This window comes from Flagellimonas marinaquae (genome assembly GCF_023716465.1).
GTDB lineage: Bacteria > Bacteroidota > Bacteroidia > Flavobacteriales > Flavobacteriaceae > Flagellimonas > Flagellimonas alginolytica.
This window is the reverse complement of the sequence record NZ_CP092415.1, coordinates 832486-859045: the sequence shown is the minus strand read 5'-3', so window position 1 is coordinate 859045 and position 26560 is coordinate 832486. Positions and strand designations below refer to the sequence as shown.

At 41.8% G+C, this 26560-nt stretch carries 22 protein-coding genes; 11 read left to right on the top strand and 11 right to left on the bottom strand.

What is annotated here, in order from left to right:
• Positions 1-11: 11 nt before the first annotated feature.
• Entirely contained in the window at positions 12-1661 is a 1650-nt protein-coding gene (gldJ, locus tag MJO53_RS04005; RefSeq protein ID WP_224837371.1) for a gliding motility lipoprotein GldJ, read from the bottom strand.
• 364 nt (positions 1662-2025) lie between these two features.
• On the opposite strand from gldJ, the gene porV reads away from it, so the two are divergent.
• The 9 genes from porV to MJO53_RS03960 all read left to right on the top strand — a co-directional run bounded on the left by porV (position 2026) and on the right by MJO53_RS03960 (position 11547).
• Positions 2026-3171 carry a type IX secretion system outer membrane channel protein PorV gene (porV, locus tag MJO53_RS04000; protein ID WP_224837372.1) on the top strand — a complete coding sequence of 382 codons (1146 nt, stop codon included), beginning with the start codon at positions 2026-2028 and terminating at the stop codon, positions 3169-3171.
• 80 nt (positions 3172-3251) lie between these two features.
• Positions 3252-3743, top strand: coding sequence for a cytidine deaminase (cdd, locus tag MJO53_RS03995; RefSeq protein WP_252080561.1), 492 nt, complete (start codon positions 3252-3254; stop codon positions 3741-3743).
• An 82-nt stretch (positions 3744-3825) separates the two neighbouring features.
• A complete protein-coding gene (pdhA, locus tag MJO53_RS03990; protein WP_252080560.1) occupies positions 3826-4824 on the top strand; it encodes a pyruvate dehydrogenase (acetyl-transferring) E1 component subunit alpha in 999 nt (332 codons plus the stop codon).
• A 4-nt stretch (positions 4825-4828) separates the two neighbouring features.
• On the top strand, positions 4829-6451 hold the full coding sequence (locus MJO53_RS03985; protein ID WP_252080559.1) for a pyruvate dehydrogenase complex dihydrolipoamide acetyltransferase: 1623 nt from the start codon (positions 4829-4831) through the stop codon (positions 6449-6451).
• A gap of 93 nt (positions 6452-6544) precedes the next feature.
• Positions 6545-7525, top strand: a complete 981-nt coding sequence (locus MJO53_RS03980) for a M28 family metallopeptidase (RefSeq protein ID WP_252080558.1) — start codon at positions 6545-6547, stop codon at positions 7523-7525.
• A 122-nt stretch (positions 7526-7647) separates the two neighbouring features.
• Entirely contained in the window at positions 7648-8325 is a 678-nt protein-coding gene (locus tag MJO53_RS03975) for an SDR family NAD(P)-dependent oxidoreductase (RefSeq protein ID WP_224837377.1), read from the top strand.
• A gap of 46 nt (positions 8326-8371) precedes the next feature.
• On the top strand, positions 8372-8983 hold the full coding sequence (locus tag MJO53_RS03970; RefSeq protein ID WP_252080557.1) for a SprT-like domain-containing protein: 612 nt from the start codon (positions 8372-8374) through the stop codon (positions 8981-8983).
• 26 nt (positions 8984-9009) lie between these two features.
• On the top strand, positions 9010-10089 hold the full coding sequence (locus MJO53_RS03965) for a mannose-1-phosphate guanylyltransferase (protein WP_252080556.1): 1080 nt from the start codon (positions 9010-9012) through the stop codon (positions 10087-10089).
• 3 nt (positions 10090-10092) lie between these two features.
• The gene (locus MJO53_RS03960) at positions 10093-11547 is read left to right on the top strand and encodes a DUF389 domain-containing protein (protein ID WP_252080555.1); all 1455 of its coding nucleotides are present in this window, start codon (positions 10093-10095) and stop codon (positions 11545-11547) included.
• Between the two features lie 23 nt (positions 11548-11570).
• Here MJO53_RS03960 and MJO53_RS03955 read toward each other — a convergent pair whose 3' ends face one another.
• Both MJO53_RS03955 and MJO53_RS03950 read right to left on the bottom strand, forming a co-directional pair.
• On the bottom strand, positions 11571-12338 hold the full coding sequence (locus tag MJO53_RS03955; protein ID WP_252080554.1) for an ABC transporter ATP-binding protein: 768 nt from the start codon (positions 12336-12338) through the stop codon (positions 11571-11573).
• Complete coding sequence (locus MJO53_RS03950; RefSeq protein WP_224837382.1) at positions 12338-13075, bottom strand: MlaE family ABC transporter permease; 738 nt, start codon at positions 13073-13075, stop codon at positions 12338-12340. Before MJO53_RS03950 ends, MJO53_RS03955 begins: the two co-directional genes overlap by 1 nt.
• 117 nt (positions 13076-13192) lie before the next feature.
• Between MJO53_RS03950 and pafA the strand changes: the two genes are divergently transcribed.
• Positions 13193-14863: an alkaline phosphatase PafA gene (gene pafA, locus MJO53_RS03945; RefSeq protein WP_252080553.1), complete on the top strand. Its 1671-nt coding sequence runs from the start codon at positions 13193-13195 to the stop codon at positions 14861-14863.
• 837 nt (positions 14864-15700) lie between these two features.
• On the opposite strand, the gene MJO53_RS03940 is transcribed toward pafA, so the two are convergent.
• From MJO53_RS03940 to gcvP, 4 genes are all read right to left on the bottom strand, one after another.
• Positions 15701-16543 carry a glycosyltransferase gene (locus tag MJO53_RS03940; RefSeq protein WP_252080552.1) on the bottom strand — a complete coding sequence of 281 codons (843 nt, stop codon included), beginning with the start codon at positions 16541-16543 and terminating at the stop codon, positions 15701-15703.
• A 40-nt stretch (positions 16544-16583) separates the two neighbouring features.
• A complete protein-coding gene (locus MJO53_RS03935) occupies positions 16584-17105 on the bottom strand; it encodes a methyltransferase (protein ID WP_252080551.1) in 522 nt (173 codons plus the stop codon).
• A 70-nt stretch (positions 17106-17175) separates the two neighbouring features.
• Positions 17176-18234 carry a 3-oxoacyl-ACP synthase III family protein gene (locus tag MJO53_RS03930; RefSeq protein WP_252080550.1) on the bottom strand — a complete coding sequence of 353 codons (1059 nt, stop codon included), beginning with the start codon at positions 18232-18234 and terminating at the stop codon, positions 17176-17178.
• A 161-nt stretch (positions 18235-18395) separates the two neighbouring features.
• Positions 18396-21248, bottom strand: coding sequence for an aminomethyl-transferring glycine dehydrogenase (gene gcvP, locus MJO53_RS03925; protein ID WP_252081218.1), 2853 nt, complete (start codon positions 21246-21248; stop codon positions 18396-18398).
• A 126-nt stretch (positions 21249-21374) separates the two neighbouring features.
• Between gcvP and MJO53_RS03920 the strand changes: the two genes are divergently transcribed.
• On the top strand, positions 21375-22199 hold the full coding sequence (locus tag MJO53_RS03920; RefSeq protein WP_252080549.1) for a hypothetical protein: 825 nt from the start codon (positions 21375-21377) through the stop codon (positions 22197-22199).
• Here MJO53_RS03920 and MJO53_RS03915 read toward each other — a convergent pair.
• From MJO53_RS03915 to MJO53_RS03900, 4 genes are all read right to left on the bottom strand, one after another.
• The gene (locus MJO53_RS03915) at positions 22196-22429 is read right to left on the bottom strand and encodes a hypothetical protein (RefSeq protein ID WP_224837389.1); all 234 of its coding nucleotides are present in this window, start codon (positions 22427-22429) and stop codon (positions 22196-22198) included. The two genes, MJO53_RS03920 and MJO53_RS03915, sit on opposite strands and share 4 nt — an antisense overlap.
• A gap of 2 nt (positions 22430-22431) precedes the next feature.
• Positions 22432-22986: a sigma-70 family RNA polymerase sigma factor gene (locus MJO53_RS03910; protein WP_224837390.1), complete on the bottom strand. Its 555-nt coding sequence runs from the start codon at positions 22984-22986 to the stop codon at positions 22432-22434.
• Between the two features lie 144 nt (positions 22987-23130).
• The gene (locus MJO53_RS03905) at positions 23131-23529 is read right to left on the bottom strand and encodes a response regulator (RefSeq protein WP_224837391.1); all 399 of its coding nucleotides are present in this window, start codon (positions 23527-23529) and stop codon (positions 23131-23133) included.
• A 5-nt stretch (positions 23530-23534) separates the two neighbouring features.
• Positions 23535-26540 carry a PAS domain-containing sensor histidine kinase gene (locus MJO53_RS03900; protein ID WP_252080548.1) on the bottom strand — a complete coding sequence of 1002 codons (3006 nt, stop codon included), beginning with the start codon at positions 26538-26540 and terminating at the stop codon, positions 23535-23537.
• Positions 26541-26560 lie beyond the last annotated feature (20 nt).

Sequence of the window (26560 nt, the reverse complement as noted above, 5' to 3'; positions counted from 1 at the left end):
CAAGAAGTTATTTATCTCGCCTTTTTATGGCGTACTGTTTTCTTTGATTTGGATTTTGATCCCACTCTGGACATGGCACATCTAAATCCGATATCGTCCGTTGCCATGTATTGTGGCAAATATCTACGTTGTGCCGGGTCTAACCAGAATGCACGGTCTCTCCAGGATCCACCTTTGTACACTCGAACTTCGTTATTGATCAAAGAAGTTCTGTAGTTGGATTCGTCGTACTGGCGAACGAGCTCCCCGTCTTCGTTGCGCTCCACTTTGTGCTGCGGAGAGTCATACATCTTTTGGTTATCCTCTTCGTCGCTAAAACGGCTGAAGAATCTAGAGGAACCTGGGTCCCCATCCCTAAATCCACGGTTATCACTTTTATCAAAATTGGTTCTTAAATAAGTTTCCTCTTCTGTTACCGCAACTTCTTTGATCTCTCCTGGCAGGTTGATGGCTACGATTTTTCCATTAGGGAGTGTATCGTATACAATTTTATCCTCTAGGATTTCAACTTTACCATCTTCGCCGATTGCTTTTTTCATGAAAACGTTTCCACGATAGTAGTTAAAGTCACTGATTTCATCATCGACAATGGGGCGGTAAACATCGGCAACCCATTCGTTAACGTTTCCGGCCATATCGTAAAGTCCAAAATCGTTGGGTTTATAGGATTTAACCTGTCCTGTTATATCGGCACCATCATCGGACCATCCGGCAATCCCGCCGTAATCACCTTTACCTTGTTTAAAGTTGGCTAGCTGGTCACCACGTCCTACACGTTGTCCATTTCTGGTGTAATCGCCGTCCCATGGATATTTTTTTCTACCTCTGTAGTTATTGTATTCCCTTGATCCAACAAGTGCCTGTGCGGCATATTCCCACTCTGTTTCGGTAGGTAGTCGGTACTCGGGCATAATTACCCCACTGCTTCTTTTTGCAAAAGTGTTTATGGAGTCTCTTTTTTGTTTCCCTTGAAGTGAATCTATTTGCCCACCATATACGGATTCTGGATTGTTAAGGTAAGCTTCGGTGCTAAAAGTACCTTGAATGTCACCATTCAAAACTTTGTACTTGGCGTCCTCCGCCAAATATCCTTCGCGCTCCAACATAACCTCGTTTACCCGATCGGTCCTCCACTCGGCATATTGTGTGGCCTGTACCCAGTTTACACCTACTACGGGATATTCTGCATATGCGGGATGTCTTAAGTAGTTGTTGGTCATGGTTTCGTTAAAGCCCAAACGGTTTCTCCATACCAAAGTATCGGGTAGGGCACCTTGATAAATGTTGGCATAATTTGGGTTTTCAGGAGGATAAACTTCCTTCAAATAATCCAAATATTCCAAGTACATTACGTTGGTCACCTCTGTTTCGTCCATATAGAAGGACTGCACATGCTGTTGGGTCGGCGTATTGTTCCAATCGTGCATTACATCGTCCTGAACTTTACCTTTGGTAAATGTTCCACCCTCTATAAATACTGTTCCAGGAGGAGTTTCCTGCTCTTTGAAGTCCGAATTGTATTGAAATCCCCCTTCTTTGGCATTGATTTTCCAACCAGTGGCTCTGGAGACGTTCTTGGATGAAGAAGAGTTTTTACAACTTGAAAAACTTCCCATCACTACGGCGCAAGAAAGTACAACTTTGATTAAGTGTTTTTTCATAATTTGGGCTTGAGTACTTTAAAACTCAGGGTTCATACCCTCAGTAACTTCGATTTGTTTTGATTTTTAAAATCTTTCGATGGCATTAAAACGGCGATTTTGCCATTATATTTTGTGCACATCAAATATTTATCGCAATGCCATGATCGGCACCTGCTACATTTCTGTAACGGAGAAGGAACCGAATTAGTATGATTGCCTTTGTTTTTAACGAATTCGCTCCCATATAAATTTTACAGGAATCTCCATACCTTTAAAAAAAACACCGTTGGTTACAAGAATTTGTGGAATTAAGCGTTTACATGTAATAATCCAATAGGTTTAAATTTAGACCGTGAACTTTACTAAACGCTAAATACTTAGAATGAAAAAGTTACTCGCATTAGTAGCAATGCTTGCCATAGCCCCATGGATGAGCGCACAACAGGAAAGAGCGATTACAACGGCAGTACCATTTTTGACCATTGCTGCCGATGCAAGGGCATCTGGTATGGGCGATATGGGGGTAGCTACATCTTTTGATGCCTATTCACAACAATGGAACCCGGCCAAATATGCATTTGCCGATCAAAAATCGGGTGTGGGCATTAGTTATACGCCCTATCTGGAGACTATTGTAAACGATGTCTCCCTTTTAAATGCCAATTACTATAATAAGCTGAACGATAGAAGTGCTTTCGCCTTTGGACTTCGCTATTTTGGGTTGGGGGAAATTGAATTAAGACAGACCATTGATCAAGATGCTACCTTGGTAAAACCTAATGAGTTTGCATTGGATGGGTCCTACTCCCTTAAACTTAGCCAAACTTTTTCCATGGCGGTCGGGGGGCGCTTTATTAGTTCCAATCTTAGGTTCCAAGATGGTGCGCAGGATTCTCAGGCAGCAAATGCATTTGCAGTGGATATAGCCGGTTTTTTTAGGTCAAGGGAAATTGCCTACAGTAATTTTGATGGCCGATGGAGAGCAGGATTCAATATTTCAAATATTGGGGGTTCACTACAATACGATGAGGGCGGACAGGAAAACTTTTTGCCTACCAACCTTAAATTCGGAGGTGGATTTGACTTTATTTTTGATGCAGACAATGTATTGGCCATCAATACGGAGTTCAATAAATTATTGGTGCCCACCCCACGGGATTTCAATGGGGACGGCGATATTACTATTGAAGATAATGACGAGTATCAAAACATCAGTTTCTTTAACGGTATCTTCGAATCTTTTGGAGATGCACCAGATGGTTTTAGTGAGGAGTTGAAAGAGGTGACCTGGGCACTCGGAGCGGAATATCGTTTCCGGGAAGCTTTTATGCTCCGAAGTGGTTACTTTAACGAGAGTGAGGAAAAAGGCTCTAGAAAATTCTTTACTCTGGGTGCCGGATTCAAATTTAAATCGGCCCAAATAGATCTTTCTTACCTCTTTTCGACCTCACAGGTTAGAAACCCACTGGAAAACACCTTGCGATTTTCGTTATCGTTCGATTTTGGAGAGGAGTTCTTCAACGATTGATCACAAACAGAAACACCATAATAAAAACCTGTCCCTTGGGCAGGTTTTCTTATTTTTGGAACACATCACCATCAAAAGATATGGAGAAAAAGAAGATTGATTTTGAACTGCTCATTTACGAGAATGAAAACGAGCTGTCACAAAACGACAAAAAATTGTTAGAAAAGGCCAAAGAGGCTATGCAGAATGCTTATGCGCCATATTCCAAGTTCAAGGTAGGTGCCGCAGTACTTTTAGAAAACGGGGAGGTTGTCCAAGGGAACAACCAAGAAAACGCTTCGTACCCTTCCGGTCTATGTGCCGAGCGGGTCGCCGTTTTCCATGCAGGTGCCACATATCCCGGGGTCACCATTCTAGCTGTTGCCATTGTAGCATCATCATCTTTGCACGAGGTTACCGTTCCAGCGGCGCCATGTGGCAATTGCCGACAATCCATGATCGAGTACGAACAAAAGCAAAAATCACCAATTTCAATAATACTTGGGGTGCCCAACGGACCTGTTTATAAATGTGCTTCCATGTCCGATATTTTGCCTTTGGCGTTCAATAGTTCATTTTTGAGCGATTCTTAATTCAATTCTTTTTCCAAAAACAGATATATATGTATTTTTGCTCTTCCCTAGTGCAGGGCGAATCCATTTAATATCACAGTCGATGAAAAAAATCACCAAAGAAGTTTACCTTAAATGGTATGAGGACATGTTATTCTGGAGAAAGTTCGAGGATAAACTGGCCGCTGTATATATACAACAAAAAGTTAGGGGTTTTTTGCACCTCTACAATGGTCAAGAAGCGGTACTGGCCGGTGCATTGCACGCAATGGACCTGGAAAAGGACCGTATGATCACGGCCTACCGGAATCACGTTCAACCGATTGGTATGGGTGTTGATCCAAGAAAGGTGATGGCAGAACTCTATGGAAAAGTAACCGGTACCTCCAAAGGAATGGGCGGGTCAATGCATATCTTTTCCAAAGAACATCGTTTTTACGGTGGACATGGTATCGTAGGGGGGCAAATCCCTTTAGGTGCCGGGTTGGCCTTTGGCGACAAATATTTTAAAAGAGATTCGGTAACTTTATGTTATATGGGAGATGGTGCCGTTCGACAAGGTTCGCTCCATGAGGCATTTAACTTGGCCATGTTGTGGCAACTGCCCGTTGTTTTTATATGTGAGAACAATGGCTACGCCATGGGAACATCAGTTGCAAGAACATCTTATTCCACGGATATCTGGAAATTGGGTCTTGGGTACGAAATGCCATGTGGCCCTGTAGATGGTATGGATCCTGCAATTGTGGCCAAAGAAATGGATAAGGCCATTGAACGTGCAAGAACAGGGGGAGGCCCAACTTTCCTGGAAATGAAAACCTACCGATATCGAGGACATTCCATGTCAGATGCACAGCATTATAGAACTAAAGAAGAAGTAGAAGAGTATAAAAAGATAGATCCGATTACTCAAGTAAAAGATGTAATTCTGGAGAAAGGATATGCATCCGAGGACGACCTTAAACAAATAGATAAAAAAGTCAAGGACTTGGTAAAGGAGTGTGAAAAATTCGCGGAAGAGTCGGATTTTCCACCAAAAGAACAATTGTACGATACTGTTTACGAGCAAGAAGACTATCCATTTTTACAACATAAATTATAATTAGATGGCAGAAGTAATCAACATGCCTAGATTGAGCGATACCATGGAAGAAGGTACCGTGGCAAAATGGCTCAAGAACGTAGGGGACAAAGTCGAAGAGGGAGATATTTTGGCCGAAATCGAAACGGACAAGGCCACAATGGAGTTTGAATCCTTTCATGAGGGAACTTTGCTTCATATCGGAATAGCGGAAGGTGATGGGGCCCCGGTTGATTCACTTTTGGCAATTATCGGTGAAGAGGGAGAAGATATTTCCGCGCTTTTGAACGGCAATACAAGTGACTCTGCACAACAGGAAGAAACTTCGGTATCAGCTGAAGAAAAACCAGAAGCTCCGGCGGAATCCGTAGATGTTCCTGAAGGAGTCGAAATTGTTACCATGCCTCGGTTGAGCGATACTATGGAAGAAGGTACCGTGGCCAGTTGGTTGAAAAGTGTTGGGGACGAAGTCGAGGAAGGAGATATTTTGGCCGAAATCGAAACGGATAAGGCCACAATGGAGTTTGAATCTTTCTATTCGGGTACACTTCTTCATATCGGTATTCAAGAAGGAGAAGGAGCGCCAGTGGATTCTTTATTGGCCATAATTGGTCCAAAAGGCACGGATGTGGACGCAGTGCTTAAATCACAAGCATCCGGAGGATCTTCAAAAAGTGCTCCAAAACAAGAAGCGCCCAAAAGCGAGGCTCCAAAAATCGAAGAATCATCAAACAAAGTAGAGACACCTTCTGCAAAAGATGGTCAGCGTATTTTTGCATCGCCATTGGCAAAAAAAATAGCCGAAGAAAAAGGTGTTGATCTTTCTCAGGTAAAAGGAACCGGAGACGGTGGTAGAATTGTAAAAAAGGATATAGAGAACTTTAAGCCATCGCAAACGGCGCCAGCTGCTGAGAAAGCCGGGGAGCCTGTCGCAGCAGTTGCCCCAGTGAGTATTCCTGTTGGTGAAGAAAGCGTTGAGGAGGTAAAAAACTCTACAATGCGCAAGGTAATAGCCAAACGATTGGGAGAGTCCAAATTCTCCGCTCCGCATTACTATCTTACCATTGAAGTGGACATGGACAATGCAAAAGCATCCCGTTCACAGATCAATGGTTTGCCGGACACAAAAGTATCTTTCAACGATATGGTGTTGAAAGCCTGTGCCATGGCACTTAAAAAACACCCACAAGTAAATACGTCTTGGAACGGTGACACCACGATCTATAAGCATCATGTGCACATGGGCGTTGCGGTGGCAGTGGACGAAGGCCTTGTTGTTCCCGTAATTAAGTTTGCCGACCAGTTGAGTTTGACCCAACTTGGTTCTGCTGTGAAGGATTTGGCAGGAAGAGCTAGAAGCAAGAAAATAAAACCGGACGAAATGGAAGGCAGCACCTTTACTGTTTCCAATTTGGGAATGTTCGGTATTCTGGAGTTCACATCAATTATAAACCAACCTAATTCGGCAATCTTGTCGGTGGGTGCCATTGTAGATAAACCAGTGGTGAAAAATGGTGAAATAGTTGTGGGCAGCACAATGAAAATTACTTTGGCCTGTGATCATAGGACCGTCGATGGGGCAACAGGGGCCCAGTTCCTTCAAACTTTGAGGGCATATTTAGAGAATCCTGTTACCATGCTTGCCTAAAAATAGTAGGGACTCTTCCCTTAACTTATATATATAAAAGCATCCTTTTAAGGATGCTTTTTTTATCTTTAAAAAATTTCAAAAAACGAAATTATGAAGATTGTTATCTGTGCTTTGGCAACCCTGTTTGCAATGAATTGTGGGTCCACTCAAGTGGTGGAAACCTCAAAAAATGAATCTCCGGCCCGGCCGGTTTCCGAAGAAGCCTTTACTAACGCCGAACGTGTAGGGGAGATGATGAACTATTTGGCATCCAATGATATGAAAGGAAGAGATTCCGGGAGCGAGGGCATTGAAATGGCCGCAGTTTACATAGAGAATTATTTTACATCATATAGGCTTGCTCCGTATTTTACATCCTATCGGGATACGCTATCAAACTTTAAGAAACCTTCCTATAATATTGTTGGGGTAATCGAGGGAACCGACCCGGAATTGAAGGATGAGTATATTCTTATCGGTGCACATTACGATCATATAGGCATTATTGATCCCGAAAATGGTGATAACATCGCCAATGGAGCTAATGACAATGCTTCTGGGACCATATCCGTTTTGGAGTTGGCACGCTATTTTGGTACACACAAAACCAATAAACGAAGTTTGATATTTGCCTTGTTCAGTGCAGAGGAAAAAGGATTGTTGGGGTCAAAGCACTTGGCAAAAAAACTAAAAGAAGAGGACTTGAACCTTTATACCATGCTCAATTTTGAAATGACCGGGGTTCCTATGAACCAAAAGGATTATACCGTGTACATAACAGGGTACGAAATGTCAAATTTGGCAGAGGTAAGTAATACATATGCTAAGGAAAAATTGGTTGGTTTTTTACCGACTGCAAAAGAGTTCAGTCTATTTCAACGTTCGGACAATTATCCTTTTTATCAAGAATTTGGAGTTCCCTCACATACCTTCTGCTCTTTTGATTTTACCAATTATGCATTTTATCACAAGGTAGGGGACGAAGCATCGTTGATGGATTTTGAACATATGGCTACTTTGGTGAACAAGACCATTCCTGTAATCGAGGGTATAGCCAACTCCTCTTTCCAAGAGATTAAATTGGCGGAGTAACCGTATTTCGGTTTCTATAGTTAATGGGCAATTATTTTTAAACGGCGGAGAGGTTGTTTGTTGACCTAAAAATGCATCAAAAGTATTCCTGCTGTTGTGGGAATCAAAATAAATAAAGTAAAATGGCAAACATTATTATTACGGGGACAAGCAGGGGAATTGGATTTGAGTTGGTTAAACTTTTTGCCAAAGAGGGACACCAAGTGTTGGCACTCTCACGGAATGTGCAACCAGTTCAGCGTTTGGATTTGTCCAATGTCCATTGTTTTTCGTTTGATTTGGGTAACCCGAACGATTTTAAAAAAGTAGAAGCATTTCTAGAACAATGGAACGTGGTGGATGTGCTGATCAACAATGCGGGAAGTTTATTGAACAAACCCTTTGCGGAGACCACTATCGAGGAGTTTGAGCGAGTTTATAAAGTAAACGTATTTGGGGTGGCGGAGATGATCCGGACTGTTCGTCATAAAATGGGGAAAGAGGGCCATGTGGTCACTGTAAGTTCTATGGGCGGGGTACAGGGCAGCATGAAGTTTCCGGGACTATCCGCATACAGTTCGAGCAAAGGCGCCGTAATTACTTTGACCGAACTTTTGGCAGAGGAATATAAGGAGACAGGCCCAAGTTTTAATGTGTTGGCTTTGGGGGCTGTGCAAACTGAAATGTTGGAAGAGGCATTTCCCGGTTATCAAGCTCCCGTAACAGCTCTGGAAATGGCAACTTACATTAAAGATTTTGCGCTTACGGGCCATAAACTCTACAATGGAAAGTTGTTACAGGTGAGTAACAGTACCCCGTAGGTTTTTACAAAGTTCGTTGTACGGATAAACTTGTAACTTTATTCCTGTGAACCATACCCTTCAAAAATACCTGCCTGAACTTGCAGTTGCTCCTTGTTTTGAGCTAATAAAAAAGCACAGTGTCCATCTAAAAATAGTGGATCATAGGGTCACAAGGCATGGGGATTACCGTAGATTGCCCAATGGGATGCATCAAATTACGGTAAACGCTTCATTGAATAAATACCGATTCCTAATTACGCTCGTCCACGAAATAGCGCATTTGGTGGCCTTTGAGACCTACGGTCGTCGAATAAAACCGCACGGGGAAGAATGGAAACGTACCTTTCAACTTTTAATGGTTCCATTTATTCGTCCAGAGGTATTTCCATCCCAACTATTGCCCATAATTGCGAATCATTTTAAAAACCCGAAAGCGAGCAGTAGTACGGACGCTCGATTATCCATCGCTCTCAAGGCTTTTGATGATGAGGAACGTAAAAACAGTTATGTGTACGAGTTGTCCGAAGGAAGTATTTTTAGACTATACAATGGTAAGTTGTTCAAAAAAGGAAATAAAAAAGTAAAACGCTACGAATGTGTGGAGTTATCAACAGGCAGATTATATTTGTTCCAACCCAACGCTGAGGTTGAGCTGGTCAAGGATGCAAGTGGATAACAAGCCTTAAATATAAAAACAGCAACATGAACAAGAATTATTACGCAGTTTTAATGGCCGGAGGTGTAGGGTCAAGGTTTTGGCCGGTAAGCACAACATCCAATCCAAAACAGTTCCACGATATGTTAGGGACAGGGAAAACATTGATCCAAAAAACGTTTGATCGTTTAAACCGATTTATCCCAACGGAAAACATATTGATCTTGACCAATGAGAGATATAATGATCTTGTTTTGGAACAATTACCAAAGGTAAAACAAGAACAGGTGGTCCTGGAGCCGGCCATGCGCAATACTGCCCCATGTATCTTGTATGCTTCCCTTAAAATCCAAAAAATGAATCCAAATGCGTTGATGATTGTAGCCCCTAGTGATCATTGGATAGAGGATGAGGAAGCATTTGAAAAAGATGTGATCGCTTGTTTTGATAAATGTGAAAAAGAGACGGCTCTCTGCACGCTTGGTATTCAGCCAACGTTTCCGAATACGGGCTTTGGCTACATCGAATTTAAAAAAGGTAGTGACGAGCAACTCAAAAATGTGTCTCAATTCAGGGAAAAGCCGGATTATGAAACCGCCAAGGAGTTTTTGGCTCAGGGCAACTTTCTTTGGAATGCAGGTATTTTTATGTGGAGCGTAGAAACCATTGTGGATGCATTTAAAAAATACCAGCCAAGTCAGTACAAACTATTTGGAGAGGGGATTTCTTGCTACAACACCAAGGAGGAGAGAACCTTTATCAAAGAAAATTATGCCAAGGCAGAAAACATATCCATTGATTATGCTATCTTGGAACAATCCAAGGCCATTTATACACTGCCAGCGACCTTCGACTGGAACGACCTGGGAACTTGGGGCGCTCTGTACGAAAAATTGGAAAAGGACGATGCCGATAATGCAGTGGTCAACGCTCAAGTGGTATTGAACAATGCCAAAGGCAATATGATCAGGTCGCCAAAAGGAAAAGTAGTCGTGGTAGATGGACTGGAAGATTATATTATTGTGGATAAAGAAGAGGTGCTACTAATTTATCCAAAGGACAAACAACAGGATATTAAAAAGGTATTGAGCCAAGTAAAGGATAAATTTGGCGATCAGTTTGCGTAACATATGAACGAGAATCAAAAAAATGTAACAGCACCTTCCGGACAGGATAGTGGAGACGAAGTAAGAAAAGACCTAAAAGGGCTTTTGGGGAGTGTTCGGAAATTCCTTTCGGAACTTTTGGAAATACGATCCAATACCGATGCTGTTGCCACCAAGGAATCCATAAATGCGGATATACCCTTTAAAGGGCATACCTCCTGGATTTTGGTGTGTTCCATATTTATTGCATCCATCGGGTTAAACGCGAACTCGACAGCTGTGGTGATCGGGGCTATGTTGATCTCCCCACTAATGGGTCCCATTTTGGGAATGGGTATGTCCTTGGCCATCAACGATATTGACACGTTGAGGCGATCCCTAAAGAATTTTACGGTAATGGTGGTGCTCAGTGTTATCACCGCCTTTTTGTTTTTTTACCTTTTTCCGTTAAGGGATGAATCCTCGGAACTTTTAGCGAGGACCAAGCCGGATATCCGTGATGTGCTCATTGCGTTTTTTGGTGGGCTTGCCCTTGTTATTGCAAGGGCCAAAAAAGGGACCATTGCCAGTGTTATCTTCGGTGTGGCGATTGCAACGGCTCTTATGCCGCCACTTTGCACAGTTGGATTTGGTTTGGCGATTGGTAAACCTTGGTATGCGGCTGGGGCCATGTACTTGTTCATAATCAATACAATTTTTATTGGCCTGGCGACATTTTTGGTCATCAAGTACCTGCGTTTTCCTATGGTGCGATATGCCAATTCGCAACGAAGGAGGATGATTGCACGTTTGGCCTCCATTACGGGTATTTTGGTTATGATTCCGGCTGGATTCACATTTTATCAAGTATTTCAGGAATCACTGTTTAAAAAACAGGCACAAGAATTTTTGCAGGATACGGTAGAGATGTACCAGTTCAACGGTTCCGGAAGGTATGTGGATAATTTGACCAAATTGGAATATGTAGATGATGGAGAATCCCTGGTAGAAGTTGTTTTTATGGGTGATGAATTGATTCCTGATAACGTTATCAATACATGGAGAACACAGAAAAATCAATTTTCAAGATTAAAGAATGCCGAACTGCACATTATTCAGGGAGGTAGGGACGATTCCGAGGAAAAATTCAACTATGTGAGTGAATTGTATGAGAAGAACAAAGCTGAATTGCTGAACAAGGATGAACAGATTAGATTGCTTGAAGAAGAACTGGCAACGTTGACCAAAAACGTTGGAAAACAAATCCCATTTCGAGAAATTAGTGCCGAGGCCAAGGCCAATTATGAAAATATTGATGCGCTAGGGTTTTCGTACCTCATTAAAACCGATTTTAACAAACTGGATACCGTCCCCGTATTTGAAGTAAAATGGAAAGACGGGCTACGAACCGATCAAAAGCAAACAGATGCCAAAAAAATGTTGTCCTGGCTAAAACTTCGTTTACAGGATAGCACATTGGTGATCAAACAAGTTAATTAAATGTCCGATGTTTGAAGTTGGAATCAATTCCGTTCTTCGATATACATTTGTCTTACTTTTTTGAAAAGCTCGGAGGAATAGACAAAATCGGTAACGGATTGGTTGTCGGTTTTAAAGATTTCTTTATTGGTGCCTTCCCATTCTTTGATTCCATTCTTTAAAAAAATGATTTTTTCCCCAATTTCCATAACCGAGTTCATATCGTGGGTGTTTATCACCGTGGTAATATTGTATTCTTGGGTAATTTCTTGAATCAGGTTATCGATTAAAATGGCCGTTTTTGGGTCGAGACCGGAATTTGGTTCATCGCAAAACAAATATTTTGGATTCATCACGATCGCCCTGGCAATGGCCACCCTTTTTTGCATTCCACCGGAAATTTCGGCGGGATATCTTTTATGGGCATCGATCAAGTTGACGCGTTTCAGGACAAAATCTACCCTGTCTTGCTTTTCCGACTGTGATTGGTTGGTGAACATATCCAAGGGAAACATAACATTGCCCTCTACTGTCATCGAATCAAAAAGGGCACTGCCTTGAAAAACCATGCCCATTTCTTGGCGCAAGTTTCGCCGTTCTTTGGTAGATAGTTCGGAGTAGTATTGCCCATTGTAGCAAATTTGCCCTTCATCGGGCTCAAATAGACCAAGTAAACATTTTATAAAAACTGTTTTTCCCGAGCCACTTTGCCCAATGATCAAGTTTGTTTTTCCTGTTTCGAACTCGGTGGAGATTCCTTTAAGAACGTGGTTGCCCCCGAACGATTTATGAATGTTTTCTACTTGTATCATCAGCCCAGTAACAATTGAGTTAGAACATAGTTCGATATAATGATCACCACACTGGTCCAAACAAAGGATGTGGTGCTAGCCTTTCCAACTTCCAAGGCACCACCTTTCATGTAAAAACCGTGGTAAGATGGCACTGTGGCGATCACAAAGGCGAACACGATCGATTTTATAAAGGCATAGGTAACATGGTAAGAATCAAAATCCATTTGTAGCCCTTGTATAAAATCACCGCTGGGTGCAAAACCACCAAATACGGCCGCGACCCATCCGCCCAAAATACCGACAAACATGGAAATAGCCACTGCAAAAGGGTACATCATGGTTGCTATTATCTTGGGGAAAACAAGGTAGTTCAACGAGTTGATTCCCATAACCTCAAGAGCGTCTATCTGCTCGGTTACCCGCATGGTACCAATACTGGATGTAATGTACGAACCCACTTTTCCTGCCATGATGATGGAGGTGAAAGTAGGGGCAAATTCCAAGATGACCGATTGCCTCGTTGCAAACCCGATCAGACTTTTTGGCAGAAGGGGATTGTTCAAGTTCAGTGCAGTTTGGATAGTGACCACGCCCCCGATAAAAAAAGATATAAATATGATGATGCCCATAGCACCAAAAATTAGCTCGTCGATTTCCTTGAGGATCAAGGTCTTCATTATGCGCCACTTGGTAGGTTTTTTAAATACTTCCCAAATCATGATGAAGTATTTTCCAATCGCTTCTAGGTATTTCATGCGTTTTATGGACTTGAGTTGATAAAAATAAGAATATTGTTAAGCATTTAACCTTGATTTAAATTTTTAAAAGGGAGAAATCTATAGTTTTGCCCAAATTCTGAATAAATACCAATCATGAGAACAACCAACCTTATCGTTTCTGTTTTAGCATTCTGTACTATCGGCCTTACTTACGGCCAACGCAGAAAAAAGAATGTTGTGGAAGAAAAGCCCAAAGTTATTGCCCAATCGCCAAAATTGGTAGTGGGTATTGTGGTCGATCAAATGCGGTACGATTATTTGACCCGCTTTTGGGATCAGTATGGCGAAGGCGGTTTTAAACGATTGGTTAACGAAGGTTTTAATTGCAAGAACAATCATTTTAATTATGCGCCAACCAGCACCGGACCAGGACATGCTTCGGTGTACACGGGAACTACACCTGCCATGCACGGTATTATCGGGAACGATTGGTTCGATAAAACAACGGGTGAGGATGTGTACTGCGCCGGTGACGATGCCTATACTTCTGTAGGAACCACTTCGGGTGCAGGGAAAATGTCCCCGCATAGAATGTTGACCTCAACCATAACCGATCAATTGCGATTGCACACACAAATGCGGGGAAAGGTAATTGGTGTTGCCGTTAAGGACAGAGGTGCAGTGTTGCCAGCGGGACATGCCGCCAATGCGGCCTATTGGTTTGAAGGTGGAGCAACCGGTAACTGGATCAGTAGCTCCTATTATATGGAGGAGTTGCCGCAATGGGTCTTGGATTTTAATGCTTCGGATAAGGTTGAAGAGTACAAAAAGCCCTGGACTACCCTAAAACCTATAGAAACTTACGTTGAGAGCGGATTGGATGTCAATAATTATGAAGGATTGCAAAAAGGGGAGACTACCAATGCTTTTCCACATGACCTTCCTGCAATTTGGGAAGACAACGGTCAGTTTGATTTATTGAGAAGAAGTCCTTTTGGAAACAGTATTACGGCAGATTTTGCACTGGCGGCTTTGGAAGGCGAAGCTTTGGGAGTGGACTCTATAACCGATTTCTTGGCCATTAGCTTTTCCAGTACCGACTATGTAGGTCATTTTTTTGGGGTAAATTCCAAAGAAATAGAAGATACCTACATTAGATTGGATAGAGATTTAGAGCGTATTCTATCTGAATTGGACAACAAGGTGGGTAAAGGTGAGTACACGGTTTTTTTGACAGCCGATCATGCTGCAATCCATGTTCCTTCTTATTTAATGGATTCGAACATTCCATCCGGGTATTTGGATATGCAAGGTATGAAAGCCCAATTCAACGAGTTTCTTCAGTATAAATATGGCACAACGGATGTTGTAAAAAACATTAGCAATTATCAGGTTTTTTTGGATCATAAGATTTTGACCAATCTGGACATCGATGTAGAGCAAGCACAAAAAGATATTGCCATGGAAATGTTGTCCTATGCAGGGATTGGTCAAGTGTACACCGGATACCAAATGTGGCAAAACGAGTACGTAGAGGGAATTCCATATATACTACAGAACGGATACAACCAAAAACGCTCAGGTGATGTTCTTTTGGTGCCAGAAGTGGGTTATATATCTTACAATAGAACCGGTTCCACCCATGGTTCACCGCAAATATATGATACACATGTGCCCTTATTGCTTTATGGGAAAGGTATAAAACAAGGGAGTACGGTAAACCGTACGGAAATCCCGGATATTGCGCCCACAATTGCTGCTCTATTAGGCGTTGCTTTCCCTAGCGGAACCACGGGGCGACCCATTGGAGAGGTTTTGGAGTAATCTAATTGTGTTGATTTTAGTTCTCTAGTTGTCATAAAAAAAGGAGGGGAAACATAGGAGTGTTGTAACGGTTAAACAACAGATGATCAAATAATCATATATGCTTAAGTTTTTTATTCCTTCCATTTGAAAAATGCCATACAGGACTAAAAAGCCTATGAGGAGCACTAAGATGGAACTAAACAAAAAGATATTGTTAATGGGGCCATTTAAACCGAAAATAAAGATGGCAATAATTCCTAGTATAATTATAAAACTAATGGAAAGACCACAGAGAATCCCGTACTTTTTGTCTTGAATAAAGCCAATTAGAGCAATCAAAGAAAGAGTTGTGGTAAGAATAAATCCTTTTGCAGTCCATATGGTTTCCAAGGTACTTTGCGACCAAGGGCTCCAAGCATTGCCATATGCTGTGATAAATATTGCACCCAAAGACAATAAAGAAAATACAATTACCAAGAAAATAAAAGATGCTATCATAAGTTTGGAGTATTTTTTAGTTGAATTTTGGGGCATTTTAGCACTAATTAGTAAGGTTTATAATGAGAGATTTAAATTGTTTTTAAACAAGTAAACTCTCTGTTGAATTCATTTCCAATAGGTTACTCCGCAAATATAGTTTTACTTTAAGTAGCTTAGTTGTGCTAATTGATGAAACAGGGTTTTCAATTGAGGAAAGCTAGGAAGGAATTGATTTTTTGTCAATCAACAGATGTATAATAAAGGTAAGGTACACCATGTGTTTAGAGTTAAGCCCTACTTTTAAGAATGACTTTTAGGTCTTAACTCATGATTTTTAATGGCTGGTTATGTTGTTTTTATAAGGATATAATGAATTCAAATTTTGGATTTGATTCCTTTCCAACGATATTTTCGAATGAACTTGCCTTCTTTCTTGGTCACATATTTGGACGTTTGTCCTAAATAGGATTGTATAAAACCCAATATTGCGAATAAATACAACGATGGACTTTTAGCTTGCCATGCCATTTTTAAGGCGGCAATTTTGGTAAGCACAAGACCGTATCGCATTTTGTACATGGCAATACCTTTGGCTCTGTAGTTTTTGGAAGAATATCCATGACCGGTAGGGCGTAGGTGTTTTACCAGAAGATCGGGAAGTGTCAAGGTTTCAAAATCGTGAAATTTGGCCAAAAGAATATCCACTGTGTCCCAGCCTATACCCGCTCGTAAGCCTCCTATTTTGTTAAAGCAGGCTTTGTGATAGAGTTTGATCGGTCCTCGGATATGGCTTTTGTCCGCGATGTTCTCATAGACCCATTTGTGTCCTTTTTTGATAAAAAGGAGTCCTGAGCACATTCCTAGTTTCCAATTGGCCTGAAATTGATTCACAATGACTTCAAAATAATTGTTCGGGAGAACAATATCTGCATCAAATTTGCCAATGAGGTCATATTCCGAAGCATGTTCCAAACCAAAATTAAAAGTGTCCACAACCTTTTTCCCGGGGATATGTTCATCCGAAGAAAAACGCTTTACTACTTTTATCCAGTTATGCTGTTGGGCAAAACCTTGGGCTATCAAGAACGTATCGTCCGTAGAATTATCGTCCACCACAATGAGCTCATTGGGCAAACAGGTCTGCTTTATAAATGAGTTTAAGCACTCTTTTAAATGGGCAGCCTCATTATGGGCGGGAACAACAATGCTTATTCTCATGGGCTATGTTCTATAATCGTGGGTATAATCCCAAGTTGCATTAAGGTCTTTCGGCGTACACAATATAGTATCGGTCGGTGAAGTATCTAAGAATCGGTCTAATCCCAATTTTTTTGGTAGGGTTTGTCCATTTGGCAGCGTCTTTAATGTGCCAACCCGATTTTTCCAACAGCCAATCAAACTGCCAATCTTCAAACTCATGATAATGCCTGTCCCATGGGTCGGTTTTACTGCGATACGCAGGGGAGAACCATAATCGCATGGGTATGCTTGCAATCAATTTTTTGGCTTTGATTTCCCTTAGAACATTAAAAGGAGCCACTAAATGTTCAAATATTTCAAAAGCGGTCACTGCATCCGCATCCGATTGGACAACCCGGCTGAAGTCCACATCCAAATCTTCACCTTTTGTATTTTCCACCTGAAACCCGTTGGCCCTCATTATCTCCGAAAAAGGATTATCCACCCCCAGGTCTAAAATTGATTCGGCAGGGTCAACGTGTTTTTGCAAAAACTCGAGGGTATGCCTGTAACGTTTATTGGGAAAGTTGTTTTCGTACATGGGCTAAAATTCCAAAAAACAAATAACAATTCCCAAATTACTTTTACGTTAGATCGATTTTGTGATGAGATCAATACCGATAAACAATGGCATTGATGTTCATTCCGGCACCAACACCGGCAAACATGATAACATCCCCTTTTTGTAGATCATGCCCTGGGAGATTGCCCTGAAGGACCATGTCGTATAAAGTGGGAATGGTGGCCACGGAACTGTTTCCCAATTCGTGAATGCTCATGGGCATAATATTCTCTGGAACACCTTTGCCATAGCTTTTGTAAAAGCGCTTAATTATGGCTTCGTCCATTTTTTCGTTGGCCTGATGGATGAAGATTTTTTTTACGTTGTCAATATCCATGCCGCTCTTTTCCAGACATTCGGCCATAGCCTTGGGTACATTGATGCAGCCAAATTCGTAAATTTTACGCCCTTGCATTTTTATAAACCTGGTGTTCTGGTTCTGCTCTGGATTGTTGGACTTGTCAAAATTTAGGTAGTAAGCCTCCTCATTGGCATATGTTTCCGATGCGTGGGCAAGAATTTCCCCCGAAGGAGCATCGGCTTCAAGAATGGCGGCTCCTGCACCATCGGCAAAGATCATGCTGTCGCGGTCGTGTGGATCGATAACCCTGGAAAGCGTTTCGCCCCCAATAACCAAACATTTTTTGGCCATTCCACTTTTGATGAAGGCGGTTGCCTGAATTATTCCTTCAACCCAACCGGGACAACCATAAATAAGATCGTAGGCAACACATTTGGGGTTTTTAATGCGTAAAAGATGTTTTACCCTCGAAGCCAAGCTTGGCAACATATCACTTTGGGTCTTGCCAGCAGTAAGATCTCCAAAATTATGGGCAAAAATAATGTAGTCCAGTTCTTCCTTGTCGATTCCTGCATTTTGGACCGCTTTTTCTGCGGCCAAAAAACCAATATCGGAGGTTTTTAATTCCGGTTTTGCATAACGCCTTGCCTTAATTCCGGTTATGGCCTTGAATTTTTCTACGATAACCGTATTGGGCTGTTCAAATTTAGAACCGTCCGTTTCTAAAAATGCATGTTCCAAAAATGCTTCGTTTGTAGTAATGATGGAGGGGATGTAACTTCCTGTTCCGGATATGCCTATTTTCATGCTGAGGATAATTTAATCTAAGATACATCATTGTATGTTTTTTATTATGCATGCATAATAAATCTTACAATGCCCAGTCCCGTTCTGGAACTTTATTGGAATCAAAAAAGCCCTGAAGGAATAACGTCTTCAGGGCTATACATCAATGCTCATCGAGGTTTTTAAGCCTCCATGTATTCTTCAATCGGTGCACAGGTACAAATTAAATTACGATCCCCAAAAGCTTCATCGGTTCTTCTAATACTAGGCCAAAACTTATTTTCGGCAACATAGGTCAACGGATAGGCGGCTTTTTCTCTGGAATAGGGAAAATCCCAAGAATCGTTGGTTAGCATACCAAGCGTGTGGGGTGCATTTTTTAGTACGTTGTTGGGCTCTCCAGCTGTGGCCTCATCGATCTCTTGCCTTATGGAAAGCATGGCGTCGCAGAATTTATCGAGTTCTGCCAGGCTTTCACTTTCTGTTGGCTCTATCATTAAAGTGCCGGCTACAGGGAACGATACCGTTGGGGCATGGAAGCCATAGTCTATCAATCGCTTTGCGATATCGGTAACTTCTATGCCATTGGCTTTAAACGGACGACAATCCACGATCATCTCATGTGCAGCTCGGCCCCGTTCACCGGCATAAAGAACATCGAATTTTCCTTTTAATCGGTCCTTTATGTAGTTGGCATTCAAAATAGCAGCTTTAGTAGCATTGGTCAAACCTTCGGCTCCCAACATTTTAATATACCCATAGGAAATCAAACATACCAATGAGCTGCCCCATGGAGCTGCGGATATGGCGGTAATAGCATCTTTTCCACCCGTTTTAACCACGGGATTGGACGGTAAGAACGGTTTTAATTGTTCAGCTACGCAAATTGGCCCAACTCCGGGCCCACCGCCACCGTGTGGAATGGCAAATGTTTTGTGTAAGTTTAAGTGGCATACATCTGCACCTATGGTGGCCGGATTGGTCAAGCCTACTTGAGCGTTCATGTTGGCACCATCCATGTAAACTTGACCACCGTGGTCGTGTATCAGTTTGGTGATCTGTTTTATGGATGATTCAAAAACCCCATGGGTGGAAGGGTAGGTTACCATTAAGGCTGCAAGGTTTTCGGCATGTTTAACCACTTTTTCCTCCAAGTCGGTTACATCAATATTTCCTTGGTCATCTGTTTTGGTCACCACCACTTTCATTCCGGCCATTACGGCAGAAGCAGGGTTGGTGCCATGTGCAGACGCCGGAATAATACAGATATTACGGTGTCCTTCGCCACGAGATTCGTGGTAAGCGCGTATGACCATTAAGCCGGCATATTCACCTTGGGCTCCCGAGTTAGGTTGTAGTGATGTGGCAGCGAAACCTGTAATAACGTTCAGTTGTTCCTCCAAGGATTGAAGAACTTCTTGATAGCCTTGTGCCTGATCCAGTGGGACAAAGGGATGGATATTGCCCCATTGTGGCCAACTTAATGGTAGCATTTCCGAAGCAGCATTGAGCTTCATAGTGCAGCTACCCAAGGAAATCATGGAGTGGTTCAGTGCCAAATCCTTACGCTCCAATTTTTTGATGTAGCGCATCAACTCGGTTTCTGAATGATAGGAGTTGAAGACTTCATGCTCCATAAATGGAGCTTTTCTTTGAAGACCGGCCGGAATGGCATCGTCCAATTCTAAGTCTTTTAAAGACTTTTCCTGTAAATTGTGTGATTCAAGGAAACAAGATATCAATGTGTTCAAATCCGATTCCGAAACGGATTCATTCATCGAAACGGACACAGTTTCCCCATCTACATAAAATAGGTTGATGCCTTTCTTCTCGGCAAGCTCTTTAAGGCGCTTTGTGTTTTTGACTTTTACTTGTACAGTGTCAAAATAGGAAGAGTTTACTTGGTCAAACCCATAAGCTTCCAGACTTTTGGCCAATTTTTTAGTATAGCCGTGTACTTTTTCGGCGATGTATTTTAATCCATCCGGTCCGTGATAAACGGCGTACATCCCGGCCATTACGGCCAATAGTACTTGGGCGGTACAAATATTGGAGGTGGCCTTGTCCCTTTTAATATGTTGTTCCCTTGTTTGTAATGCCATACGCAAGGCACGGTTACCATCAGTATCTTTGGTAACACCGATTATACGGCCCGGGATACTTCTCTTATATTCTTCTTTGGTGGCAAAAAAAGCAGCGTGCGGTCCTCCGTAACCCAAGGGGATACCAAAGCGTTGTGTAGTTCCCACCACGGCATCTACGCCCCATTCTCCGGGAGGGGTCAGCATAACCAAACTTAGAATATCGGCGGCAACGGCCACTTTTATATCCTTGGCTTTTGCATTTTCCACAAAGGATGCATAATCATGGACCTGACCGTATTTTCCGGGATACTGTAACATAGCGCCATAAAAATCATCGGAAAATTGAAAAGTTTCATGGTTGCCCACTACCAATTCTATACCTAAAGGTATAGCCCGCGTTTTGAGCAAGCTCAATGTTTGCGGCAAAATCTCTTCGGATACAAAGAACTTGCTTACTTGTTCTTTTTTCTGGGGACGACTGCGCAATTCAAACAACATGGTCATCGCTTCGGCCGCAGCGGTACTTTCGTCCAAAAGCGAGGCATTGGCAATTTCCATTCCGGTTAGGTCGGAAACCATGGTCTGGAAGTTAAGCAATGCTTCCAGTCTTCCTTGGGCAATCTCGGCCTGATAAGGCGTGTAAGCGGTGTACCACCCCGGGTTTTCCAATATATTTCGTTTGATCACCGATGGTGTCAAGGTTTCATGGTATCCCAGCCCGATATAACTTTTAAAAACCTTGTTCTTTTCGGCCAGTTGGTGAAGGTGGCTCAGGAATTCGTGTTCACTTATCCCTTCGGGAAGATCAAGTGTCTTTTTTAATTTGATGTCATCGGGGATAGTCTCATAAATGAGTTGATCCATACTATTGACCCCAATAGTTTCGAGCATGTGGGGCAAGTCCTTTTCTGTAATGCCAATGTGCCTGGCAGCAAAAACCTCTGTGTTCATGTTCAATCCAATAAAGTGCACAAAATTAGGGATAAATTCGATGAAAATGGTCAATTTTGAATATCGCGGGAACAAAGTTGTTAACCACAAATTAACCTTGAGTGAAATAGAAGCGACAATGATTTGATGCGAACCTTAAAAGCTATATTCGACTTTTATCTCGATGCCAGTATCCATGTGGCCGTTTCGGTTATTTCTATGGCCGGGGCAACATTTTATTTGATGGGCAGCTCTACCGATATATATCTTTTGGGCTTTATTTTTTTTAGTGTGATAGTTTGTTACAACTTTATAAAATATGGGGTAGAGGCCTATAAGTATATAATCGTATCCAATGCGTACCACAAGCTTATCCAGGTTTTTAGTTTTTTGTCGTTCGGTATGGCCATTCTTTTTCTGATGCGATTGGATGCCAAAATATGGGTGGCAACCATTTGTCTTGCGGTATTGTCCGTACTTTATGCAGTTCCTTTATTGCCCAGGGCCAGGAACTTAAGGAATTTAGCTGGTCTTAAAGTGTATATTGTGGCCTTTGTTTGGGCCGGATTCACGGTCTTGCTGCCGGTTTTGGATGCCGATATGCCCTTGGATTGGGATTTTGCAGTTACATTTATCCAGAGGATGCTTTTGGTCTTGATTCTTATTCTACCGTTTGAAATCCGCGATTTACAATGGGACCACAAGAGTTTGAGAACCTTACCACAACTATTGGGTGAACGCAATACCCGGCGCTTGGGAACTATATTGTCCTTAGTTTTCTTTATGATCACATTTTTAAAGGACAACCTGAAAAGCGAGGAAATAGCCCTCAGACTGATACTGGTCGCAATATTGATTTTTGTTTTGCAGATGGGTAAAAAAATGCGTTCCAAGTATTTTGTAATGTTCTGGATAGAAGCAATCCCTATTTTTTGGTTGGGTCTGCTTTGGCTTTCGGAAAGATACGGTTAGGCATTCTTTTTTTCCAGGTCCCTTTTCATTTTTTCCTTGTCTTCTTCGGACAATACAGTAAGTCCGGCCCTATCGCAAAGCGAGGTCAGTTCGTTGTTCTTCTTGGAATATCCTTTGCATACTTTGCAGGTAAACAGGTGAAAGCGCAACTTGATAATATCCCAAAAACTTGCTTCCTTGTATTGGGATTTATCGCAGATGCCCTGTGCTTCCTCACATGAAATCTTCATAGCTAAAACCAATTTTCGTTTAAACAACCCATTAATGCAGTTCTTGCCCTATGGATCATTACCCATAAGTTGGACGGATTTATACCCAATTCATTACAAACATCTTCCGTGCTCATGCCCTGTATGGTTTTCATGCTAAAAACCAACGCTTGTTTTTGGGGTAATTTGGATATACAATCTTGTAGTGCATCACCCAATTCCTCGTTCTCAAGTACATTGTCGCCGTCTTTACTGTAAGGGTCGGCTACCTGCTGTTCCAGCCAATCACCTTCAGCATCGGTATCGGAACTATAATTTATACGTACTTCTGCTTTGCCTTTTTTTGAATTGATTTTTCGGTAGTGGTCTATAACCTTTCGTTTTAGGATGGACACCAACCAAGTTCGCTCGGCAGCATCGCCCTTGTAGTTTTTAGCTGAATTAAGACCTGCAAAAAAGGTCTCCTGAACCAAATCCTTTGCAATTTCTGTGTCGCTTACACGGGATACTGCATAGTTAAAGAGGTAATCCGCATATTGATCTACCCAAGTGTCCGGTTGAAGTTTATGTTTGGTCATATTCCTATCGAATAACCAAAAGTAATGGTTTTTGGCGTTTTAACATAGGTTTTGAGGCAGGTTAGACGTATGAATTGCTCCTACCTAACACATTGTTTGTGGTTTAACAACAATTTAGTTCTATAAAAAAAAGGAAAATTGAGTTTATTTGAATTGGGTCAGGATGTTTTTTACCTGTTCCGATTTTAGCGGTTTGATCAAATAATCGGTAATGGCATCGTTTCTTTTGGCCTTGCGGATGTCTTTAGGGTCAATGGAAGAGGATACAAGATATACCTGTATGGGTTTGTTCAGCTTTGGCAGTAGATCAACGAATTCATCCATAAACTGGAACCCATCCATTACAGGCATGTTGATGTCCAGAAAAATAATATCGGGCAGTGCATCCTTATCATTTTTATTGTTGATGATATATTCGAGTGCTTGGGCGCCGTCGGTAAAAACTTGGGTAGATTTTACCGTAGGGATGTTTCTTATGGTCACCTTCATGGTAAATTGATAGATATCATCGTCGTCGACTATACATACATTGATAGGTTTCATGGGGGTCAATGATTTAGGTTAACAAAAAAGGATGTGCCGATGCCCGGTTCGCTTTCGGCCCAAATTTTTCCGCCCATGGCGTCTATTTGTGCCTTGGTCAGAAAAAGGCCCACGCCTTTGGCGTCCTTGTTACGATGGAACACCTTGCTAAATCCAAACAATTTATGTCCGTTTTTTTTAAGGTCGATGCCCAGTCCGTTGTCCCGAAATTCCAGTTGGGTCCTTCCATTTTCTATTTTGGACTTCACCAATATTTTAGGTTTTCTATTCTCGTCCCTATACTTTAACGAATTGCTGATCAGATTCAGGAAAATGCTTTCCAAATAAATTTTATTGTACATGGCGCTTTCGACTTCGGAAAAATCATGTTCAATAATTGCTTCGGTCTTCAGTATTTGGGCGGCGAGCATATCCTTTGTCTTCTGGAGGATAGATTCAAAAATGGTCTCTTCGAGGGCAACGTTGGTCTTGTTTTTTATTACCAAGGACTCTACTAGTGTGTCCAAAGTCCAGGTTAAATGATTGGTAACAGATTCCATTTTTTCTATGAGCTCCTCTCGCAGGTCACTGTCGTCCTCCGTCTTGTAAATATTGATCAGGGAACTTAGGTTGCTCACCGGCGATCGCAGATTATGCGATGTTATATGGTTGAATTCGGCCAGTTGCTTATTCTGGATTTTTAGCTTGTTTGCGGATTCCTTTAAACTTTTATTGGTTTCCAAAATCCGATGGGCGCTCTGTTTTTGTTCGGTAATATCCCGAATGGCCAAGGAGACCAACAGTCCCTCGGAGGTTACAAGAGGACTAAGGGTAACTTGTATGGGTATTTGAAAACCAGCTTTGTTTTGTACATAGAAATCGAGATCAGCGGGCAGTCCTGTATGTTTTGGGTCTTTAAAAAATATGTTGGCGTGGTACTCCATGGTATCCCATAAACGATTGGGTACGAGCATGGAAACATGTTGGTCTACAAGTTCGGTTGCCTTGTACCCGAACATTTTTTCCGCTTGTTTATTGGCCAATTGTATCAGACCTTTTGTGTCTACAATGATCATTGTGTCCGGTGCGGAATCCAATAGGCCCCGGAACTTAATTTCGGACATACGTTGTTCTGTAATGTCCTGTGTGATCCCAACCATTTTTAGAACATTTCCTGCTCTGTCCGTTACCACCTCGCCATAAAGTTCAACGGTTCTTACCGCTCCACTATCGTAAACAATGCGGTGCATGAACTTTCTGAACTTTTTTTCTGCAATAAATTCCTCTGCATGGGCGCGGAACATATCCCTGTCGCCGGGGTGAATGGCTTCAACCACATTCTCAAAACCAAGGGGAGTGCCCACCTCCATGTCAAAGATCCGGTACATGTTGTCGGACCAAGTAAGATGGTCGTTCACTACATCCCATTCCCAATATCCTATTTTTGCCAGTTCTTCGGCAAAGGTCATTTGTTGGTTTTTTTGAATTACCTCTTGAGCTTTGTTGAATTGATCGGTAATATCTTGGCATGTGCCCAGCATTTCAATGGTTTGCCCATGGGCCACATTGACAATTCCAGTGGATTTAATGGTTTTTACGGAACCATCTTGTAACCGGATACGATAGTTAAGGTCTTCGTAAACCCCTGTTTCTGCTGCTTCACCTATCTTTCGTTCCACAAAAGGTCGGTCATCTTCATGTACATAGTTTAAATACACTTCATAACTTAAGTCTGCGTCTTTTGGGTGTCCGTAGATGTCGTATAAGTTATCCGACCATTGTACTTCATTGGTAAGTGCGTTCCATTTCCAGTTGCCGATTTTGGCCATCTTTTCGGCAAGGTTGAGCTGCTGATTCTTAAAGATGAGTTCTTGTTCCTTTATGGTTTGTTCGGTAATATCTTGGCACGTGCCCAGAATTTCCTGGACCATTCCTTTGCTGTCCGTTATAGCCTGCCCAACGGTATTAATGGTTTTTAGGGTTCCATCTTTTAACTGGATACGATAAACAATGGGCTCAAAATTTCTTGTAGCTACAGCGTTTTCCATATTTGCCTTAACGGCTTCTCTGTCTTCATGGAAAATGGTGTTCAAAAATACTTCGGTATCAACTTTGATGTTTTTGTCAACTCCTGATATTTCATATAAGTTATCCGACCAATAGGCTGTGTCGGTATCTAAACACCAGCGCCAGTGTCCAATTTTTGCGATTTTTTCGGCGTTGTTGAGTTGTTGGTTCTTTTTTATTAATTCTTGTTTCTGATGCACAAATTCCGTTATATCCTGAGAGGTGCCGATTATCTGATCTATTTCTCCCTGTTCATTAACAATGATCTCTCCTAAGACTTTAAAATGGTGTATACTGCCATCTTTGTGTTTTATTCTGTGGGTGAAGGGTTCAAATATCTTGGTTTCGTTGCATTTGTCTATATGCTCCAAGATCTTTTTTCTATCCTCTCCGGGAATGTGTTTTAAATATTTTTCCAAGGTCATTGGAACACCGATTTTAAGGTCGGCTATCCTGTACATATTTTCGGACCAAGTGAATTTTTGGGATACCGGATCTATTCTCCAATGGCCTATATGGGCCATTTTTTCGGCAAAACCTAGGAGCTGGTTCTTTCGGGTCAAATCGAATTTTATTCTTTTTCGCTCCGTAATATCCTGTAGAACGCCAATGATTTTAACACAATTGCCATTCCTGAACTCTGGATATCCTATATTCCGTACATATCGCTGATTTCCTTTGGCGGTTATCATTTCCACATCCAGATCAAAAGGCTCTCCATGTTCCTTTGCCCGGTGTAATGCCTGTATGGCTTGTTCCCTACAATTTCCCTCCTTGAAAAAATATTTGATATTTTCCAGTGTTGGCACAAAATCGCTTGGCACTTCCGTAATTTCTCGGGTAACTCCGCTCCAATATATTGTATTGGATGCAACGCTAAGTTCATATATGCCGACCTTTGCGATCTTTAAGGTTTTTTCGAACAAATCCCTTGTGCTGATATCTTCAATATCCCAATGCTTCATTTTAAAGGTTGATTACATTT

What these genes read in the sequence shown, in the direction of transcription:
- gldJ (WP_224837371.1), bottom strand. Translation starts at nt 1,661, where the DNA reads ATGAAAAAACACTTAATCAAAGTTGTACTTTCTTGCGCCGTAGTGATG.
- pdhA (WP_252080560.1), top strand. Translation starts at nt 3,826, where the DNA reads ATGAAAAAAATCACCAAAGAAGTTTACCTTAAATGGTATGAGGACATG.
- MJO53_RS03920 (WP_252080549.1), top strand. Translation starts at nt 21,375, where the DNA reads ATGCGAACCTTAAAAGCTATATTCGACTTTTATCTCGATGCCAGTATC.
- MJO53_RS03935 (WP_252080551.1), bottom strand. Translation starts at nt 17,105, where the DNA reads ATGTACGAAAACAACTTTCCCAATAAACGTTACAGGCATACCCTCGAG.
- pafA (WP_252080553.1), top strand. Translation starts at nt 13,193, where the DNA reads ATGAGAACAACCAACCTTATCGTTTCTGTTTTAGCATTCTGTACTATC.
- MJO53_RS03900 (WP_252080548.1), bottom strand. Translation starts at nt 26,540, where the DNA reads ATGAAGCATTGGGATATTGAAGATATCAGCACAAGGGATTTGTTCGAA.
- MJO53_RS03905 (WP_224837391.1), bottom strand. Translation starts at nt 23,529, where the DNA reads ATGAAACCTATCAATGTATGTATAGTCGACGACGATGATATCTATCAA.
- MJO53_RS03975 (WP_224837377.1), top strand. Translation starts at nt 7,648, where the DNA reads ATGGCAAACATTATTATTACGGGGACAAGCAGGGGAATTGGATTTGAG.
- MJO53_RS03985 (WP_252080559.1), top strand. Translation starts at nt 4,829, where the DNA reads ATGGCAGAAGTAATCAACATGCCTAGATTGAGCGATACCATGGAAGAA.
- cdd (WP_252080561.1), top strand. Translation starts at nt 3,252, where the DNA reads ATGGAGAAAAAGAAGATTGATTTTGAACTGCTCATTTACGAGAATGAA.
- porV (WP_224837372.1), top strand. Translation starts at nt 2,026, where the DNA reads ATGAAAAAGTTACTCGCATTAGTAGCAATGCTTGCCATAGCCCCATGG.
- MJO53_RS03955 (WP_252080554.1), bottom strand. Translation starts at nt 12,338, where the DNA reads ATGATACAAGTAGAAAACATTCATAAATCGTTCGGGGGCAACCACGTT.
- MJO53_RS03960 (WP_252080555.1), top strand. Translation starts at nt 10,093, where the DNA reads ATGAACGAGAATCAAAAAAATGTAACAGCACCTTCCGGACAGGATAGT.
- MJO53_RS03930 (WP_252080550.1), bottom strand. Translation starts at nt 18,234, where the DNA reads ATGAAAATAGGCATATCCGGAACAGGAAGTTACATCCCCTCCATCATT.
- gcvP (WP_252081218.1), bottom strand. Translation starts at nt 21,248, where the DNA reads ATGAACACAGAGGTTTTTGCTGCCAGGCACATTGGCATTACAGAAAAG.
- MJO53_RS03940 (WP_252080552.1), bottom strand. Translation starts at nt 16,543, where the DNA reads ATGAGAATAAGCATTGTTGTTCCCGCCCATAATGAGGCTGCCCATTTA.
- MJO53_RS03915 (WP_224837389.1), bottom strand. Translation starts at nt 22,429, where the DNA reads ATGAAGATTTCATGTGAGGAAGCACAGGGCATCTGCGATAAATCCCAA.
- MJO53_RS03950 (WP_224837382.1), bottom strand. Translation starts at nt 13,075, where the DNA reads ATGAAATACCTAGAAGCGATTGGAAAATACTTCATCATGATTTGGGAA.
- MJO53_RS03910 (WP_224837390.1), bottom strand. Translation starts at nt 22,986, where the DNA reads ATGACCAAACATAAACTTCAACCGGACACTTGGGTAGATCAATATGCG.
- MJO53_RS03965 (WP_252080556.1), top strand. Translation starts at nt 9,010, where the DNA reads ATGAACAAGAATTATTACGCAGTTTTAATGGCCGGAGGTGTAGGGTCA.
- MJO53_RS03980 (WP_252080558.1), top strand. Translation starts at nt 6,545, where the DNA reads ATGAAGATTGTTATCTGTGCTTTGGCAACCCTGTTTGCAATGAATTGT.